Source organism: Pseudomonas hamedanensis, from assembly GCF_014268595.2.
Taxonomy (GTDB): Bacteria; Pseudomonadota; Gammaproteobacteria; order Pseudomonadales; family Pseudomonadaceae; genus Aquipseudomonas; species Aquipseudomonas hamedanensis.
The window spans coordinates 877,949-894,612 of sequence record NZ_CP077091.1 but is presented as its reverse complement, the minus strand read 5'-3'; the positions used below and the strand labels follow the sequence as shown (position 1 = coordinate 894,612).

Below are 16,664 nucleotides of genomic sequence, written 5' to 3'. Positions count from 1 at the left end.
TCCAATCCCGTGACCTTGCGACACTAACAGCAAGGGTGAACGAGATTTCTACACCAGCTTCAAAACGGAGCTACCGGACGACTACGTTGTCATCCATAGCCTTCCTTGGCTCTGCTCAGCTGTGAACAAGGTTGCCCCTCAAGCAAAGCCGTCTGGAGAGATCGATTTTTTCATCGGCCATCCGAAAAAAGGGCTGCTCGTGCTTGAAGTGAAGAGCGGCGAATACGGCGTTAGGAAATTCTGTTGCAGACGAAAAAAGAATCAACGAAGAATCGATCTCTATTACAACAGTTGATGCAAATGCTGTTGCCAAGCGGTTGAGAACGTAGATTTGCACTTTACCTTGATCAGGAGTTATGAATGGAAGGCGTTGAAGACAGCGTAATCGAGCGCTTCAGGAAGAACCTGCGCTCGGCTTGTCAATCGATGGGGCAGGTTGACATGAATGCGCCGGTCAATGCAGCCGACAGGAAACTGAATGCGGATGAGTTTTTCGCCGTCGGGGAGCACTTCTTTCTCATCGAGTTCAAATCTGCAAAACACACGTTGAAAAGCGAATCCGTGAAGCAGTCGGCCTGCACCCTCTGTGCTCGACTGAGAACAAGCACAAACTTCAAAGCCCTGCATGATCAGGCCCACTTCGTGGCCTGGGGCGTCAAACAACGTTTATCAAACCTGCGATGCGAAATGGGAGTCTACCGGTCTCTTGTTTGTTGCAGAGAGGTTCTCGCCTCCTGCGATGCCGTGAAGGATCTCTCATCAGAAGGTCAGCACCACGAAGCAGAAGGCTACCTCAGAAAAAATATCAAAAGCATAGGTCTCACCGCCGAAAATTTTTCACGTTATCTGAGGTGGCTGCTCATGCAGCCGAGTGATGCGATAAAAGACGACAAGATCGGGCTTAAACTGTTTGGCTACAGCTACACGGATGGCATCGAGGAGCAAACGTTTCTTACATACAACGATCTATTTTCTTGGGCCGCACAGGCAAGAGCATTTCAGATCCAGCCACGTAGTCCTGACAACAACTCATCGGACCCAAGCCCTTGACCTGACTAACTTTCTCTGTTTTCGCAGGGCACCGCGTGCCTGCTATCCGCAGCAGCCCCTCGCCCGCGCGGACCACCGCCCGCGGGTATTTTCCTCGTTGAACTACACCGTATGGAGACCGAAAGTTCAAGAATAGGCCGTTTATCCGAAGATGGTCGGACGTGACGCCTTGCGCCGCCGTTTTGCACTCGCCGGTTCGCGGCGCCCATTGCCCATGGCCTTCTCACTGCCAGTCTCATCACCGAAGTGGGTGGGCAAATTGGTTGGCTGGCTCCAGGAATGTGTTTCGAGTTCAGACGTCCGGTGTACCCGGGAGACCAGTGTTGCGCGGCCCACGACTTGGTCGCCTGAAATGAGTCAATGGATGCCAAACGTTCAGTTTGTAGCAACATCGTGTGCAGACTCGACATGGGGGCGCCTGGATCACGAGCCTGAAACAGGGCGTAGCTTCGTCACCAAAACTCGAAGCGTCTCCTTGTGGCTTTCAAGCCCCTCCCTTACGAGTTCGTACTCTTGTACTGCGCTGGTTCGCCCGGAATCTCTGCCATTTTGAATCTGTCTACCTAGCAGTAACTGTTTTTCGTGCATTGCCCGAATTGCAACCCATAAAGCCTCCTCAATCGTTTCGCTTTGTGCTTGTAATAATGCGGTGGAGGTATAGCCATGCCCAGTGTGGCAACGAAAGCGCGGGGGCGAAGCTCCCAGCTCCCATAATGAGCCTCCGCATTCTGGGCAAGACAATCCTGAGACCTTACCTATCGCGTCTAAAGCATATGCTCCACCTGAACTTAGATCTTCAGTAAGGTCGTGTTCAGTAGCATACGGTTCGATGCGATTAAGCGTCCGGGCTGGCGGAGCTTCGGTAGCGCGCTGCTGGATAGTTCGCCCCAGAGCATTGCCCAGTTCGCCCAGCGGCAAGCAAACATCCACCGCAACATGACGGAGAGCGCTCGCAGGCATGGAGGGAGCTTCAGCTGTCTTTGGATCTTGAGCAAACGCCATGCCTCCGTAAGCCTTGATCGCCTGAAGGCCGACGACCCCATCATCAAGCTCACCCGTGAGGATCACTCCTGTAGTTCTGTCCCCGTAGCTGATGGCAGCGGATCGGAACATGGGATCAATTGCAGGGCGAGAATGGTTTTCTTTAGCGCTCCGGACCAGCCGTATCGTTCCGCGTTTGATCAGTAGGTGTCGATCCGGTGGTGCAACATAAATACGACCGCTCTTTATTTTTTCTCCGGACAAGGCGAAGTCGACATCCAGGGAGGTCGCCGTAGCAAGAAGACGTGGCAGCAAACTCGGTTGGTCGCCTATGTGCATCGTTATAAAAACCGAAGCGTCCAGGTCGGCTGGAAGCTGTTCAAGCAATGTTCGCAACGCCTCTAATCCACCGCTGGAAGCACCGATCACAATGATTTGGTCCACAGAGCTGTCTTGCTGCATCGGAACGTCCCTGCTGGTAACTGTGCCGCCTATGAAAATGTCGAAACTGCGGGCACCTTCTGAAACATTCCGGTATGCCACCTATTTCGTGCGATCCCATTTAGCGACCCGCTTTTTTGTTCCGACAGGTGAGCGCTTACGAAGGTTCAGCGTGCGCGCAGCATTACGGCGGCACGAACGCGCTGAATACCAAACACCGTCATGCGAAGGAATTCTTCATGGCTAACCGGCAAGTGCTGGCAGTCCAGGCTGCGTTTCAGCTTGCTATGGTCAATATCTGGGTCATGCAGGTACACGAACTCATCGTCGCAGCCTGTAATGATCACCCAGTGCGGGGCTTTCAATCGGGTGAATCGATAGCTGCTGATCAGCACCACTGGCCTGAAGCCGGCTTTCAATGCAGCGCCGACGTCCAGAGAAGAGGCGAGAACCTGTTTAACACTTGTTTCAGCCAAGTCTTGGGCAAACCCTTCCTCCACCAGCTTCATGATGGACTTCTTCTGCGGGCTACGTACGCCGTGCAGAAAAAGCGAGCCCGAATGACTGACTTCCAGACGCACGTCATAACCTCGTCGCCATGCCGCCAATGCCATTCCTCGGGGGCTGCAGCCACCGTGCCCTGCCGTCATGAAAACGGTGGTCGCCTCGCGCCAGAGTTGAATCTCCTCCGAGCGACTCATGGGACGGCTCACGTCGATCGCTGCCATGGCCATTAGCAGACACGCAGCGCCGCACGTGAAATCGGTGGTCTGCTGGTAATAGGGCACCTGGCGTGCGGGTGTTGGAGCATCACACAGGATGCGTTTCTCGTAGCGCAACGCCTCAGCGTGATCTTCGTAGTAGTTCTCGACGATTGCGAATCGATGGAACCCATTTGCTTCGTAGAGCCGAATGGCGGCGGGGTTATCAGCGCGCACCTCCAGCCGCAGCCATGCGCAATTGCGCGCTAACGCGCAGGCCTGGGCTTCATCCAGCAGACGCTGGCCAAGGTTATTCCCTCGCCATGCGGGGCTGACGGCAATGGAATACAAGCGTCCAAGCGAAGTGCCTCGGTGAAAAAGCACCAAGGCATATCCGGCCAGTTTTTCGCCCGAGGTGGCGACGATCAGAGATGCATTGGCTCGACTGAGCATCCAACTGAAGTTGCGCTGATTCAATCGGTCAAGCGTGAAACATTCCTGCTCCAATTCGACCAGATCGTCGATATCGTCCATCGATGCAAAGCGAAAATCAAAAGACATGGCAACACCGTAATTTTTGAGTAACGAACCGGGACAGGCCGAGAAGCCCGTGATTTATTGAAGCGGCGTCTTCTTCAACAGGGATCCATTACTCATGTCAGCGGTGCAAGCCAACGTGAACGAAGTATTAGACAAAACCGAGCATTCGACAATCTCCCTCAGCGAGGAACCTCCCAGTCTCAAACACTCAGGGAGTCGACTGCTGATCCTCGTGGAGCGGAAGGACGACTGGGCCGATTACTTACCCAGCGAGAGCCTGATGCTCGCTCAGGACTACCTTGAACACAGTGATGATTTTCCTCACCGTACCCAAGTCATCAACCTCTGCCGCAATTACAAATACCTCGGCCAGGGTTACTACTGCTCATTGCTGGCCGAGGCCCGCGGGCAGAAGGTTTTCCCCTCGGTACGCACCGTCAGCGAGTTGGCACGCAAAGCGCTTTACGGCGTCGGGCTGAATGATCTTGAGCGTACCTTGGAGGGAGCGCTGGCAAACCATCCCTACGGCGAAACCGAAGCCTTCACGCTCTCGTTATACTTCGGCAAGGCGTCGATTGAAACGCTGCAAGAGATCGGTCGCCAACTGTTCGAGGCCTTCCCCTGCCCCATCCTGCTGGTGGAATTTCGCAGGGGTGAGACGTGGCAGATCGCAGGTATCAAAGCCGGGGCGCTGCACAAGCTTCGGGACGAACAACAGCATGTCTTCGCTGACGCGCTGGATACCTTCAACCGCAGGACTTGGCGACAGCCCGCATCCAAACGCGTTGCCCGATACGACCTGGCCATCCTGCATGATCCTGCCGAGGCGCTACCACCTTCCAATCCGATGGCATTGGAGCGCTTCATCGACGCCGGCAAACAACTGGGTATCGATGTCGAGCTGATCGAGAAAAAGGACTATGCGCGCCTCGCTGAATTCGACGCGCTGTTCATCCGCGAAACGACACGAGTGGATGATCACACCTATCGGTTTGCGAAGAAGGCTGAAAGCGAAGGACTCGTGGTCATTGACGATCCGTCGTCAATTCTGCGATGCACCAACAAGGTTTACCTGGCCGACTTGCTGAAGCGTCGAGGTCTGGGCATGCCAGCGACGGAGATACTCTACAAGGATCGTCCCCAGGAGCTTGAGAATGTCGGCCGTCGTCTGGGTTTCCCTTTGGTGCTGAAGATTCCCGATGGTTGTTTCTCACGAGGCGTCATCAAAGTCATCGACGCGCAAGCACTGGCCACTGCTGCCCAAGAGTTGTTCGAGCACTCCGTGCTGCTGCTTGCCCAGGAATATTGCTACACCGAATACGATTGGCGCGTCGGTGTGCTCAACGGCGAGGCGCTTTACGCGTGTAGATACTTCATGTCCAAAGGGCATTGGCAGATTTACAACCACAAGGCGGCTTCTGGGGAAATCAACGGGATGTGCGAGGCGGTGCCCGTGGATCAAGCCCCGCCCGAAGTCGTACTGCTTGCCGTACAAACGGCCCGCCTCATCGGGGATGGGCTCTACGGCGTCGACCTCAAGCAGGCAGGTGATCGGGTACTGGTGATCGAAGTGAACGACAACCCTAACCTGGACGCCGACATTGAGGACGCAGTGCTTGGAAACGAACTCTATCTGCGTGTACTCCAAGCCTTCACGCAAAGGCTGGAACTGAAACACCGTGGCCAGGCGTGGTGACCGATGATTGAAGGTTACTCTATCCACCGGGGCCGGGGCTGAAGTGACCGAGGATATCGCCGGATGTCGGCCCCAAGCTATTCCCTGAGCGAAATTGGCATAAAATGCCAACAACCAAAAGTACCTGTTTGCATAGACCTGGAGCTAGTTATGGCGACGCGAAACGTTGTGCTCACCCCTCACCAGGAACAGGTTACCCATGACTTGGTGCAGTCCGGCCGTTATCAGAATGCCAGCGAAGTGATGCGAGAAGGTTTACGTTTATTGGAGCAGCGCGTCGCCGAAGACACCGCCAAAATTGAGGCACTGCGTCAGGCGACCTCGATCGGCATCATGGATCTTGAGCACGGGCGCTTTACTCAGGTGACCGAGGGTGATCTGGAGAACTACCTCGAGGGCTTGAGCCGGGAGGCAACCCTCTCCACGAGAGAGAAGCACTGAGTATGCCGCAGTATCGGATTTCCAACTCGGCGCGCGTCGACATTGTCGATATCCTTAGGCTCTCTCAGACGCAGTTCGGCGATCAAGCACGCCAGCGCTACCAGGCGCTGATCCTCGCGGCGTTGCAAGCGCTTGCTGACACGCCTTATCGCATTGGCAGCCACGACCGCGATGAACTTGCACCGGGCCTTCGCAGCTATCACCTCATCTATTCACGCCAGCAGGCCAAACAAACCCATGGAACGGTCAAAAGCCCACGCCATATCGTGTTCTGTCGTGTGACAAACGGCGACGTGATCGAGGTCGTCAGACTCCTTCATGACGCCATGGAAGTGCAGTTGCACTTGCCTAACGACTGATCAGCGACCTGGCCGAACGGCTTAACTGGCCAGGAATAGCGAAGTCCGTCGAAGATCGCCATTCGCGATCACACGCACACTCGGTACGAATGGGGGCAAAAGTGGGGTCTCTAAAGGCGTGAGGCATCGAAGTTAACAAGCCTGACAACAACGCACGCCCCGTCACACCCGAATGAAATCTACCAACGCCCGCAGCGCGGCGGGCAGGTGCCGCCGTCCGGAGTAGTAGAGAAAGAACCGGCCCGGCGGCGCAGCGTAGCCCGCCAATATCGCCTTCAGCCGACCTGCGGCCAAGTCGTCGCGCACCATCGCCTCATAGACGTAGGCCACGCCCGCGCCGTCGCACGCGGCCTGGATCATCGGCACGTCGTCGTCGAACGTCAGGGGGCCGCTGACTTCAATAGTCAGCGGCTCGCCATTGGCCTGAAACTCCCAGGCATAGCGCTTGCCGCTTGGGAAACGGCGACCAATGCAGGCGTGACCGAGTAACTCGCGCGGCGTCTGTGGCGTGCCGCGCAAGGCAAGATAGGCCGGCGCGGCCACACAGGCGAAACGCTGCGGCGGCCCGACCGGCACCGCCACCATGTCCCCGGCCAGACTCTCGCCGAAACGGATGCCCGCATCGAAACCATCCCCCACGATGTCGGCCAGACCGTCGTCGGTCACGACGTCTACTCGCACGCGCGGGTACTTCGCCACGAATCCCGCCAGCATCGGTGCCAGCACCAACCGTGCTGCCGGGCGCGGCACATTCAGGCGCAGCGTGCCGCTCGGCTCGGCCTGCAAGGCGGTCAGGTCCGCTAGCGCGTCGGCCACTTCTCGCAACGCTGGGTCGAGGCGCTCCAACAGCCGCTGCCCCGCCTCGGTCGGCGTCACGCTGCGCGTTGTGCGGTGAAGCAAACGCATGCCCAGCCGTTCTTCCAGACTGCGCATGGCATGACTCAAGGCTGAAGCGGACACTCCGCGCTCAGCCGCAGCCTTGCGAAAGCTGCGATGCCGCGCCACCGCCGCGAAGGCATCCAGATCGTGTAGGTCAGGTGTCATTGATGAATATTTCTCAGCAACCAATCAAGCAAAACCCAGCTTATCAACTTCTATCGACCAAGTGACACTGGCGCCTTCTCACTGATCGAAGAACTTGACATGCAGCAGCAACGACTCGGCAGCACCGACCTCATGATTTCACCGATAGGGCTGGGTACTTGGGCCATCGCCGGGCCCGGCTGGGAATTTGGCTGGGGCGCGCAAGACGACGCTGAGAGCCTTGCCGCGCTGGAATACGCGGTGGAGCGTGGGGTGAACTGGATAGACACCGCCGCCGTCTATGGCCTGGGCCACGCCGAGGAAGTTGTCGGGCAGTTGCTGCGACGCATGCCTGCCTCGCGCCGTCCGCTGGTGTTTACAAAGGGCAGTCTGGTCTGGGATCGCGCGAGTCGGCAGATTTCGCACTCGCTGGCACCGGCATCGCTGGCGCAAGAAATTGACGACAGTCTGCGCCGCCTCCAGGTCGAGACCATCGACCTGTACCAGATCCACTGGCCGACCTTTCCGCCGGGTGGCCCGGACGAAGGCATCGAAGCTGCACTCTCGGTACTGGACAAGGCGCGCAGACTGGGGAAAATTCGCGCCATCGGCGTATCGAACTTTGACGTGGCCCAACTCAAACGCGCTCAGGCGGTGACGGCGATCGCCTCGCTCCAGCCGCCGTACTCGGCGTTAATGCGCGAGGTCGAGGCCGGCATCTTGCCGTTCTGTGAGCAGGCGAATATCGGCGTCATCGCCTATTCCACCCTGCAATCGGGCCTGCTGAGCGGCGCCATGACGCGTCAACGCATCGCCGGCTTGCCGAACGACGACTGGCGCAAAACCCGCAGCCCAGACTTTCAGGAACCACGCCTGACCGCGAATCTGGCCTTGGTCGAAGCCTTCCGCCGTATCGGAGAGCGCCACGGGCTGACACCGGCGGCGGTGGCAATCGCCTGGGTGCTGCGGCAACCCGCTGTGACCGGTGCTATCGTCGGCGCACGCCGGCCGGCGCAAGTCGACGGGCTGCTCGGCGCGGCTGAATTTCGCCTGAGCACTGATGAACTGGCCGAGATCGCGCCATTGCTGCCCGAGGGCATGGGCACCAACGTGCCCGAGGCAGCTGCGTGCTGAGCGCAGATTTGCCGCTGCGCTCACGATGACGGCGTCCCCGCCCCGTCCCCGCCCCGTCGCCGCCTGACTGAGAGCGGCGACGGGCTCCGCCCAATGATGGCAAAGAGCCGTGACAAATCCTGTAATAAAGATTAAATTACCGCCGCCCCGCCGATGGAGGGTCGGGCATTAGCACTCAGTTAAGGAAAACGATGGCAATGGTCTATTGTCGTGCTTGCGCCAAGGAGCTTCATGAAACGGCGCTCACCTGCCCCCAATGCGGGGCAAGCCAACAGGCCTTCGTGCCACCCACGCAAGCCGGGGTTCCCTGGCTCGCCATCGTTTCGCTGATCTGCGGAATTATCGGCGCTCTCACCCTTTTTGATGATTCCGAATGGGACATCGAAACGATCCTCGGCGTCGGACTGTTCAGCGTCGCAGGTCTCACTTGCGGCATCGTCTGCATCAACGAAAAACACTCGGGAAGAAACCTCGCGATCGCCGGCATCATATTGTCAGGCTTCACCGCGTTGATTCTTTGCTGTCTATCGATTCAATAATTTTTAGGGAAAAAAACATGAGCATGGTTTTCTGCCGCGGTTGTGCCAAGGAAATAAGTACGCTGGCCTTGGCCTGCCCTCAGTGCGGCGCGCCTCAGGCAGCTCAGCAAACCTACCCAAGCGGCCCTGCCATCACCACAGGCAACCCCTACCTTGAGGCGCTGAAGAATTACGCCGTGTTCAACGGTCGCGCTACGCGTCGTGAATACTGGCTGTTCTTCCTGATCAACATGGGTATCGCGTTCGTCATGGGTTTCATGGATGGCTTTTTGAACACCGGTGGAGTCCTGCAAGGCATTTATAATCTGGCGCTGCTGGTGCCGAGCATTGCCGTCGGTGTGCGCCGTATGCACGACACCGATCGCAGCGGCTGGTGGTTGCTGCTGCCGATCGTCAATATCGTATTCCTGGCCCAAGACAGCCAGCCGGGGCCGAATCGCTTCGGTGCCAACCGCAAAGGCATAAACTGACACACAGCGGCGACCCGCTGATCGAAACGGCCTTCATGGCCGTTTCTTTATTTCTGGCAGGCGCATCCACGGCTGATCGGAATCGTTGCGGTTCTCGCAACACACTTTTGTCACCGATACAATTGATAGTGCCCTAACGAAAGGCCCATGCTAGAGGGCTGATCTGGTGCTTATATCATTCCGAATGATAGTTACCTTTGCTTCATTCGATTCGTGCCATCACACCCCGCCGAGCATCATCCGCCCATCTTCAATACTTTGGCGGATGCATTCCATGGAACAGTCACTCAAACATTTGCGCTTCCCGTTGGCCATGTTGGCCGTACTGGTGATGAGCGCCTGCGGCAAGACTCCGGAGACTGCCGCCACGATGCCTGCGGCAAAAGTCAGCGTGGCCAAGGTGCTGGAACAACCGGTCAACGAGTGGGACGAATTCACCGGGCGCCTCGAAGCGCCGGAAACCGTCGAGATTCGTCCACGGGTGTCGGGCCAGATTGATCAAGTCGCGTTCACTGAAGGCGCGCTGGTCAAGAAAGGCGACCTGCTCTTCCAGATTGACCCGCGTCCGTTCCAGGCTGAGGTGCGCCGCCTCGAAGCGCTGGTCGCCCAGGCCCGTGCCACCGCCAGCCGCAATGAAAACGAAGCGAGCCGCGGTGAACGTCTGCGCGCCAGCAACGCGATTTCCGCCGAACTCGCCGACTCGCGCACCACCGCCGCCCAGGAAGCCCGCGCCGCTGTCGGTGCCCTGCAGGCGCAACTCGATCTGGCCAAGCTGAACCTGAGTTTTACCCGTGTCACTGCGCCGATCAGTGGTCGCGTCAGCCGTGCCGAAATCACCGCCGGCAACCTGGTGACCGCCGATACCACCGCGCTGACCAGCGTGGTGTCGACCGACAAGGTCTACGCCTACTTCGACGCCGACGAGCGTGTGTTCCTCAAGTACACCCAGCTCGCCCGTAACGGCCAGCGCGGCGCGACGACTCCGGTGTACATGGGCCTGTCCAACGAAGACGGCAACCCGCACCTGGGCCAGATGAACTTCGTCGACAACCAGGTCAATCCGAAAACCGGCACCATCCGTGGCCGCGCGGTGTTCGACAATAGCGATGGCACCTACACCCCTGGTCTGTATGCACGTCTGAAACTGGTCGGCAGCGGCACCTATAACGCGATGCTGATCAACGACGAAGCCGTCGGCACGGACCTGGGCAAGAAATTCGTTCTGGTCATGGATGCGGACAACAAAACCGTTTATCGCGCCGTCGAGCTGGGGCCGAAAATCGAGGGCCTGCGGATCGTGCGCAACGGTCTGAACAAGGACGACACCATTATCGTCAAGGGTCTGCAACGGGTACGTCCTGGCTCGCCAGTGACGCCTGAAGTGATCCCGATGGCCAGCGAACAAACCCTCGCGGCACTCGCTCAACAACGTCAAGCGCTGGAAGCCAGCAACCTGCCTAAAGTCGCCCCTGCCAAAGGCGCCTCGGGTCCGGCTGCGAAGCTGGCTGCTACGACCCCACGCGGTTAAGGGACGACAACTCCGATGAATTTTTCCCAGTTCTTCATATTCCGGCCGATCTTCGCAGCGGTGCTGTCGCTGCTGATCCTGATTGCCGGTGCGATCTCGCTGTTCCAGCTGCCGATCAGCGAATACCCCGAAGTCGTGCCGCCGACCGTGGTGGTCCGCGCCAACTTCCCGGGCGCCAACCCGAAAGTCATCGGTGAAACCGTGGCGGCTCCGCTGGAGCAGGCCATCACCGGTGTCGAGAACATGCTGTACATGTCCTCGCAATCGACCGCTGACGGCAAGATCACCCTGACCATCACCTTCGCGCTGGGCACCGACCTGGATAACGCGCAGGTGCAGGTGCAGAACCGCGTGACCCGTACCGAGCCGAAACTTCCCGAAGAAGTGACGCGCATCGGTATCACCGTCGACAAGGCTTCGCCCGACCTGACCATGGTTGTGCACTTGACCTCACCGGACAAGCGCTACGACATGCTCTATCTGTCCAACTACGCGATCCTCAACATCAAGGACGAGCTCGCCCGTCTGGGCGGTGTCGGTGATGTGCAGTTGTTTGGTATGGGCGACTATTCGCTGCGGGTCTGGCTCGATCCGAACAAGACCGCTTCGCGCAACCTGACCGCAACCGATGTCGTGACGGCCATTCGTGAGCAGAACCGTCAAGTCGCCGCCGGCCAGTTGGGCGCGCCCCCTGCCCCGACGGCGCAAAGTTTTCAGCTGTCGATCAACACTCAGGGCCGTCTGGTCACTGAGGAGGAGTTCGAAAACATCGTCATTCGTGCAGGCGACGATGGTGAAATCACCCGTCTCAAGGACATTGCTCGCGTAGAACTGGGCTCCAGCCAATACGCCCTGCGTTCGCTGCTGAACAACCAGCCCGCGGTCGCGATCCCGATCTTTCAGCGCCCTGGCTCCAACGCCATCGACATCTCGAACGAAGTGCGCGCGAAGATGGACGAGCTGAAGAAAGGCTTCCCGCAGGGCATGGACTACAGCATCGTCTATGACCCGACGATTTTCGTGCGCGGCTCGATCGAAGCGGTGGTTCACACCCTCTTCGAAGCGCTGATCCTCGTGGTGCTGGTGGTCATCCTGTTCCTGCAGACCTGGCGCGCCTCGATCATTCCATTGGTGGCGGTGCCGGTATCGTTGATCGGTACGTTTGCGGTCATGCACCTGTTCGGTTTTTCGCTCAACGCTCTGTCGCTGTTCGGCCTCGTGTTGGCCATCGGTATCGTGGTTGACGACGCCATCGTCGTGGTGGAAAACGTCGAACGCAACATCGAACTGGGACTGACCCCGGTCGAGGCCACCAAACGCGCCATGCGTGAGGTGACGGGGCCGATCATCGCGACGGCACTGGTGCTGTGTGCGGTGTTTATTCCCGCAGCGTTCATCTCTGGTCTCACCGGACAGTTCTATAAGCAGTTCGCTTTGACCATTGCCATCTCGACCGTGATTTCGGCGTTCAACTCGCTGACCCTGTCGCCGGCATTGGCTGCGGTACTGCTCAAGGCCCATGACGCGCCGAAAGACCGCTTCTCCCGGGTGCTCGACAAGCTCTTCGGTGGCTGGCTGTTCCGCCCGTTCAACCGCTTCTTCGATCGCGCCAGCCATGGCTATGTCGGTACCGTGCGCCGGGTAATTCGCGGCAGTGGCATCGCGCTGTTCCTCTATGCCGGCCTGATGGTGCTGACGTTCTTCGGTTTCTCCAGCACGCCGACCGGTTTCGTGCCCGGCCAGGACAAGCAATACCTGGTGGCCTTCGCTCAGTTGCCGGACGCTGCGAGCCTGGATCGCACCGAAGACGTGATCAAGCGCATGTCCGACCTGGCCTTGAAACAGCCAGGCGTGGAAAGCGCCGTAGCCTTCCCGGGCCTGTCGATCAACGGCTTCACCAACAGCCCGAACGCCGGCATCGTGTTCGTCACCCTGAAACCGTTCGACGAGCGTAAAGACCCGAGCATGTCCGCCGGGGCGATTGCCGGTGCCTTGAACGGGCAGTACGCCAACATTCAGGAAGCGTACATGGCGATCTTCCCGCCACCGCCGGTACAAGGCCTGGGCACCATTGGCGGTTTCCGTCTGCAAATCGAAGACCGGGGCAACCTCGGCTACGACGAGCTGTACAAGGAAACCATGAACATCATCAACAAGAGTCACAGCGTGCCAGAACTGGCCGGCCTGTTCACCAGCTACACCGTGAACGTGCCGCAGGTCGATGCCGCCATCGACCGTGAAAAAGCCAAGACCCACGGCGTGGCCGTCAGCGACATCTTCGACACCCTGCAGATCTACCTGGGTTCGCTGTATGCCAACGACTTCAACCGCTTCGGGCGCACCTATCAGGTCAACGTTCAGGCCGAGCAGCAGTTCCGCCTCGAATCCGATCAGATCGGTCAACTGAAAGTACGCAACAACAAAGGCGAAATGATCCCGCTGGCGACCTTCATCAAGGTCAGCGACACCTCGGGGCCGGATCGCGTGATGCATTACAACGGCTTCATTACCGCTGAAATCAACGGTGCCGCCGCCCCCGGCTACAGCTCCGGCCAGGCCGAAAAAGCCATCGAAAAACTGCTGAAGGACGAGTTGCCGAACGGCATGACCTACGAGTGGACCGACCTGACCTATCAGCAGATTCTGTCCGGTAACACCGCACTGTTCGTGTTCCCGCTCTGCGTGCTGCTGGCATTCCTGGTACTCGCCGCTCAGTACGAAAGCTGGAGCCTGCCACTGGCGGTGATCCTGATCGTACCGATGACCCTGCTGTCGGCCATCACCGGCGTGATCATCTCGGGCGGTGACAACAACATCTTCACCCAGATCGGTTTGATCGTATTGGTGGGACTGGCCTGTAAGAACGCGATTCTGATCGTCGAGTTCGCCAAGGATAAACAGGAAGAAGGCCTCGACCCGCTCGCCGCGGTCCTGGAAGCCTGCCGCTTGCGTCTGCGGCCGATTCTGATGACTTCCTTCGCGTTCATCATGGGTGTAGTGCCACTGGTGTTCTCCAGTGGTGCCGGTGCCGAAATGCGTCATGCCATGGGTGTAGCCGTGTTCTCCGGGATGCTTGGCGTGACCTTCTTCGGTCTGTTGCTGACCCCCGTGTTCTACGTGCTGATTCGTAACTTCGTTGAACGCAGCGAGGCCCGCAAGACGGCCAAGGCGCTGAAACTGGAGGCGCAACAATGAGTCTGAAAGTCTTCCTGCCGACCCTGCTGGTGCTGGCCCTCAGCGCCTGCGCCGTCGGCCCCGACTACAAGACCCCAGCCACAGAGGCGGCCAATATCACGGCCGCCACCGATGGCGCCGCCGGCCAGAAGAACTTCGACCGGTCGAAATTCGAAGGCATCTGGTGGCAGCAGTTCGACGATCCGACCCTCAACCAGTTGGTGACGCAATCGCTGCAAGGCAACCGTGAACTGCGCGTGGCGTTCGCCCGTTGGAAAGCCGCCCGGGCGATCCGCGACGACGCCAGCAACGACGCGATGCCGACCATCACCAGCCGCGCCAGCAGTGATCTGGGCAAGGGTCAGATTCCCGGCCAGACCACCGACCGGGTCAATAGTGAACGCTATGACCTGGGTCTGGACATGGCCTGGGAGCTCGACCTGTTCGGGCGCATCCAGCGCAATCTGGAAGCCAGCGATGCCGACCAGCAAGCGGCTGAAGCCGATCTGTACCAGTTGCAGGTCACCATGATTGCCGAACTGGTCGATGCCTACGGTCAACTGCGCGGCGCCCAGTTGCGCGAGAAGATCGCCGTGGCCAACCTGAACAACCAGCAGGAGTCGCGCAAGATCACCATCAGCCTGCGTGATGCCGGCGTCGGCGATCAACTGGACGTCGAGCGGGCCGATGCGCGCCTGGCCAATGTCGAAGCGACCATCCCGCAGTTACAGGCGGAGCAGGTTCGGCAGAAAAACCGTATCGCCACCCTGCTCGGTGAGCGTCCGGACAAGCTGACTGTCGATTTGAGCCCGAAAGACCTGCCGGCCATTGCCAAGGCCTTGCCGATCGGCGATCCGGGCGAGCTGCTGCAACGTCGTCCGGACATCCTCAGCGCCGAACGCCAATTGGCATCGGCCACGGCGCGCATCGGTGTGGCTAAAGCCGATCTGTTCCCACGGGTGAGCCTCAGCGGCTTCCTTGGCTGGACCGCCGGGCGTGGTTCGCAAATCGGCTCCTCAGCCGCCAATGCCTGGGCGCTCGGCCCGAGCATCACTTGGGCAGCGTTTGATCTGGGCAGCGTGCGCGCCCGTTTGCGCGGCGCCGATGCAGAAGCCGAAGGTGCGCTGGCGACCTATGAGCAACAGGTCTTGCTGGCCCTGGAAGAGTCGGAAAACGCGTTCAGCGATTACGGCAAACGCCAGCAACGCCTCATTTCGCTGATCCGTCAGAGCGAATCAAGCCGCAAGGCTGCCGATCTCGCCGAGATCCGCTATCGCGAAGGCACCACCGACTTCCTTGTGTTGCTCGACGCCCAGCGCGAGCGCCTGAACGCCGAAGACAGCCAGGCCCAGGCCGAAGTCGATCTGTATCGCGGCATCGTCGCGATCTACAAAGCCCTCGGCGGTGGCTGGCAACCGGAGACCGTCGCCAGCAAGTAAAGATTGTTAAAGAGCTCCTTTGGTTGGCCGCAACCAACCAATTCTTTTGCCCCGCGTATCATTCGGTCGCGGGGTTTTTTTATGCCTTTTTTCGGTCAATGAGGTCCCTTGTGGGAGCGAGCCTGCTCGCGAAAGCACCCTGTCAGGCAAATCACCGGTGGCTGACACTCCGCCTTCGCGAGCAGGCTCGCTCCCACAGTGGATCAGGGCTGGTCTTGAGAGTTGTGATCTTCCAGGACGGTGACGGTTGCGGTTGTACCGGCGCGCAAGCGATTCTTGCCGGCGAAATCACCGTCAATGCCAATCCGCACCGGCACCCGTTGCGCCAGTTTCACCCAGGTGTAGCTCGGGTTGATATTGGCCAGCAGCCGGCTGCCGGGGGCGTTCTCGCGGTCGGCGATGGCAAAAGCAATGCTTTCGACCGTTCCGCCAAAACGTTCTCCGCTCATCAACTGAATGCGCACCCGGTCGCCCTCCTCGATTCGCGGCAGCTTGGTTTCCTCGAAGTAACCACTGACATAGAACGAATCGCTGTCGACCAGCGCCAGCAGTGCGCCGCCTGCCTGCGCGTAATCGCCTTGACGGGTCAGCAGGTTGGTCACGTAACCGCTGACCGGCGACTCGACGCGGGTACGCTGCAAATCGAGTTCGGCCTGGGTCAGCGCGGCAATCGCCAACCGCACATTGGCCTCGGCCAGCCCGAGGTTGGCCTGATTACGCAACAGGTCAGCCTGAGCGACAGCCACGTCAGTGCTCGATTTCTCCCATTCCTCGCCGGAAATGGCGAAGCCCTGTTTCAGCGTGCGTCGCCGGCGCTCCTCGCTTTGGCGTTGTTTGAGCAACGCTTCACTGGCAACAATCGCCGCTTGCGATTGCCCCAGCGAAGCCTTGGATACCTCGACCGAACGCCGGGCATGTTCTACGGCCAATTGATAACGCGCCGGATCGATTTCCAGCAATAACTGGCCCTTGTCGACATGCTGATTGTCCTGCACCGCCAGCTTGACGATACGTCCGGAGACATCGGCCGACAGCGTCACCACATCTGCCCTCACCCGGGCATCCCGGGTCCAGGGCGCGCGGGTGTAATACTCCCAGGCGAACCAGCCAAGGACGATCGCCAGGATCACCACCGCCACGGTCGTCAT

14 protein-coding genes and 2 pseudogenes are annotated in these 16,664 nt (G+C 59.1%); 12 read left to right on the top strand and 4 right to left on the bottom strand.

Features of this window, described 5'->3' with window-relative positions:
• Positions 1-40: 40 nt before the first annotated feature.
• The 3 genes and pseudogenes from HU739_RS03895 to HU739_RS26670 all read left to right on the top strand — a co-directional run.
• A pseudogene (locus HU739_RS03895) lies at positions 41-295 on the top strand (hypothetical protein); the annotation flags it as partial.
• 65 nt (positions 296-360) lie between these two features.
• On the top strand, positions 361-1,050 hold the full coding sequence (locus tag HU739_RS03890) for a hypothetical protein (RefSeq protein WP_186548394.1): 690 nt from the start codon (positions 361-363) through the stop codon (positions 1,048-1,050).
• Positions 1,051-1,239: 189 nt separating this feature from the next.
• Positions 1,240-1,371: pseudogene (locus HU739_RS26670) on the top strand (acyl dehydratase); the annotation flags it as partial.
• A 102-nt stretch (positions 1,372-1,473) separates the two neighbouring features.
• Here HU739_RS26670 and HU739_RS03885 read toward each other — a convergent pair.
• Positions 1,474-2,493, bottom strand: a complete 1,020-nt coding sequence (locus HU739_RS03885) for a chemotaxis protein CheB (protein WP_186548397.1) — start codon at positions 2,491-2,493, stop codon at positions 1,474-1,476.
• Positions 2,494-2,639: 146 nt separating this feature from the next.
• Complete coding sequence (locus HU739_RS03880; protein ID WP_217844300.1) at positions 2,640-3,734, bottom strand: GNAT family N-acetyltransferase/peptidase C39 family protein; 1,095 nt, start codon at positions 3,732-3,734, stop codon at positions 2,640-2,642.
• Between the two features lie 94 nt (positions 3,735-3,828).
• Here HU739_RS03880 and HU739_RS03875 point away from each other — a divergent pair, with 94 nt between their 5' ends.
• The 3 genes from HU739_RS03875 to HU739_RS03865 all read left to right on the top strand — a co-directional run bounded on the left by HU739_RS03875 (position 3,829) and on the right by HU739_RS03865 (position 6,209).
• The gene (locus tag HU739_RS03875; protein ID WP_217844299.1) at positions 3,829-5,409 is read left to right on the top strand and encodes a RimK family protein; all 1,581 of its coding nucleotides are present in this window, start codon (positions 3,829-3,831) and stop codon (positions 5,407-5,409) included.
• 150 nt (positions 5,410-5,559) lie between these two features.
• Entirely contained in the window at positions 5,560-5,850 is a 291-nt protein-coding gene (locus HU739_RS03870) for a type II toxin-antitoxin system ParD family antitoxin (protein ID WP_186551446.1), read from the top strand.
• 2 nt (positions 5,851-5,852) lie between these two features.
• A complete protein-coding gene (locus HU739_RS03865; RefSeq protein ID WP_186551445.1) occupies positions 5,853-6,209 on the top strand; it encodes a type II toxin-antitoxin system RelE/ParE family toxin in 357 nt (118 codons plus the stop codon).
• Between the two features lie 162 nt (positions 6,210-6,371).
• Here the strand turns inward: HU739_RS03865 and HU739_RS03860 are convergent, their stop codons facing one another.
• Positions 6,372-7,253 (bottom strand): LysR family transcriptional regulator, encoded by an 882-nt coding sequence (locus tag HU739_RS03860; RefSeq protein WP_186551444.1) that lies wholly within the window; start codon positions 7,251-7,253, stop codon positions 6,372-6,374.
• A 99-nt stretch (positions 7,254-7,352) separates the two neighbouring features.
• On the opposite strand from HU739_RS03860, the gene HU739_RS03855 reads away from it, so the two are divergent.
• The 6 genes from HU739_RS03855 (at position 7,353) to HU739_RS03830 (ending at position 15,516) form a co-directional block, all read left to right on the top strand.
• Positions 7,353-8,366, top strand: coding sequence for an aldo/keto reductase (locus HU739_RS03855; protein ID WP_186551443.1), 1,014 nt, complete (start codon positions 7,353-7,355; stop codon positions 8,364-8,366).
• Between the two features lie 191 nt (positions 8,367-8,557).
• Positions 8,558-8,905, top strand: coding sequence for a DUF4190 domain-containing protein (locus tag HU739_RS03850; protein WP_186551442.1), 348 nt, complete (start codon positions 8,558-8,560; stop codon positions 8,903-8,905).
• 17 nt (positions 8,906-8,922) lie between these two features.
• Positions 8,923-9,375 (top strand): DUF805 domain-containing protein, encoded by a 453-nt coding sequence (locus HU739_RS03845; RefSeq protein WP_186551441.1) that lies wholly within the window; start codon positions 8,923-8,925, stop codon positions 9,373-9,375.
• Positions 9,376-9,649: 274 nt separating this feature from the next.
• Positions 9,650-10,903 (top strand): multidrug efflux RND transporter periplasmic adaptor subunit MexE, encoded by a 1,254-nt coding sequence (gene mexE, locus HU739_RS03840; protein WP_186551440.1) that lies wholly within the window; start codon positions 9,650-9,652, stop codon positions 10,901-10,903.
• 15 nt (positions 10,904-10,918) lie between these two features.
• Positions 10,919-14,098 (top strand): efflux RND transporter permease subunit, encoded by a 3,180-nt coding sequence (locus HU739_RS03835; protein ID WP_186551439.1) that lies wholly within the window; start codon positions 10,919-10,921, stop codon positions 14,096-14,098.
• Positions 14,095-15,516 carry an efflux transporter outer membrane subunit gene (locus HU739_RS03830; protein ID WP_186551438.1) on the top strand — a complete coding sequence of 474 codons (1,422 nt, stop codon included), beginning with the start codon at positions 14,095-14,097 and terminating at the stop codon, positions 15,514-15,516. The genes HU739_RS03835 and HU739_RS03830 overlap by 4 nt, the downstream gene beginning before the upstream one ends.
• A gap of 203 nt (positions 15,517-15,719) precedes the next feature.
• On the opposite strand, the gene HU739_RS03825 is transcribed toward HU739_RS03830, so the two are convergent.
• Positions 15,720-16,664 (bottom strand): biotin/lipoyl-binding protein, encoded by a 945-nt coding sequence (locus HU739_RS03825; protein WP_407681953.1) that lies wholly within the window; start codon positions 16,662-16,664, stop codon positions 15,720-15,722.

What these genes read in the sequence shown, in the direction of transcription:
- HU739_RS03890 (WP_186548394.1), top strand. Translation starts at nt 361, where the DNA reads ATGGAAGGCGTTGAAGACAGCGTAATCGAGCGCTTCAGGAAGAACCTG.
- HU739_RS03835 (WP_186551439.1), top strand. Translation starts at nt 10,919, where the DNA reads ATGAATTTTTCCCAGTTCTTCATATTCCGGCCGATCTTCGCAGCGGTG.
- HU739_RS03875 (WP_217844299.1), top strand. Translation starts at nt 3,829, where the DNA reads ATGTCAGCGGTGCAAGCCAACGTGAACGAAGTATTAGACAAAACCGAG.
- HU739_RS03885 (WP_186548397.1), bottom strand. Translation starts at nt 2,493, where the DNA reads ATGCAGCAAGACAGCTCTGTGGACCAAATCATTGTGATCGGTGCTTCC.
- mexE (WP_186551440.1), top strand. Translation starts at nt 9,650, where the DNA reads ATGGAACAGTCACTCAAACATTTGCGCTTCCCGTTGGCCATGTTGGCC.
- HU739_RS03845 (WP_186551441.1), top strand. Translation starts at nt 8,923, where the DNA reads ATGAGCATGGTTTTCTGCCGCGGTTGTGCCAAGGAAATAAGTACGCTG.
- HU739_RS03880 (WP_217844300.1), bottom strand. Translation starts at nt 3,734, where the DNA reads ATGTCTTTTGATTTTCGCTTTGCATCGATGGACGATATCGACGATCTG.
- HU739_RS03870 (WP_186551446.1), top strand. Translation starts at nt 5,560, where the DNA reads ATGGCGACGCGAAACGTTGTGCTCACCCCTCACCAGGAACAGGTTACC.
- HU739_RS03855 (WP_186551443.1), top strand. Translation starts at nt 7,353, where the DNA reads ATGCAGCAGCAACGACTCGGCAGCACCGACCTCATGATTTCACCGATA.
- HU739_RS03865 (WP_186551445.1), top strand. Translation starts at nt 5,853, where the DNA reads ATGCCGCAGTATCGGATTTCCAACTCGGCGCGCGTCGACATTGTCGAT.
- HU739_RS03850 (WP_186551442.1), top strand. Translation starts at nt 8,558, where the DNA reads ATGGCAATGGTCTATTGTCGTGCTTGCGCCAAGGAGCTTCATGAAACG.
- HU739_RS03825 (WP_407681953.1), bottom strand. Translation starts at nt 16,664, where the DNA reads ATGACGACCGTGGCGGTGGTGATCCTGGCGATCGTCCTTGGCTGGTTC.
- HU739_RS03860 (WP_186551444.1), bottom strand. Translation starts at nt 7,253, where the DNA reads ATGACACCTGACCTACACGATCTGGATGCCTTCGCGGCGGTGGCGCGG.
- HU739_RS03830 (WP_186551438.1), top strand. Translation starts at nt 14,095, where the DNA reads ATGAGTCTGAAAGTCTTCCTGCCGACCCTGCTGGTGCTGGCCCTCAGC.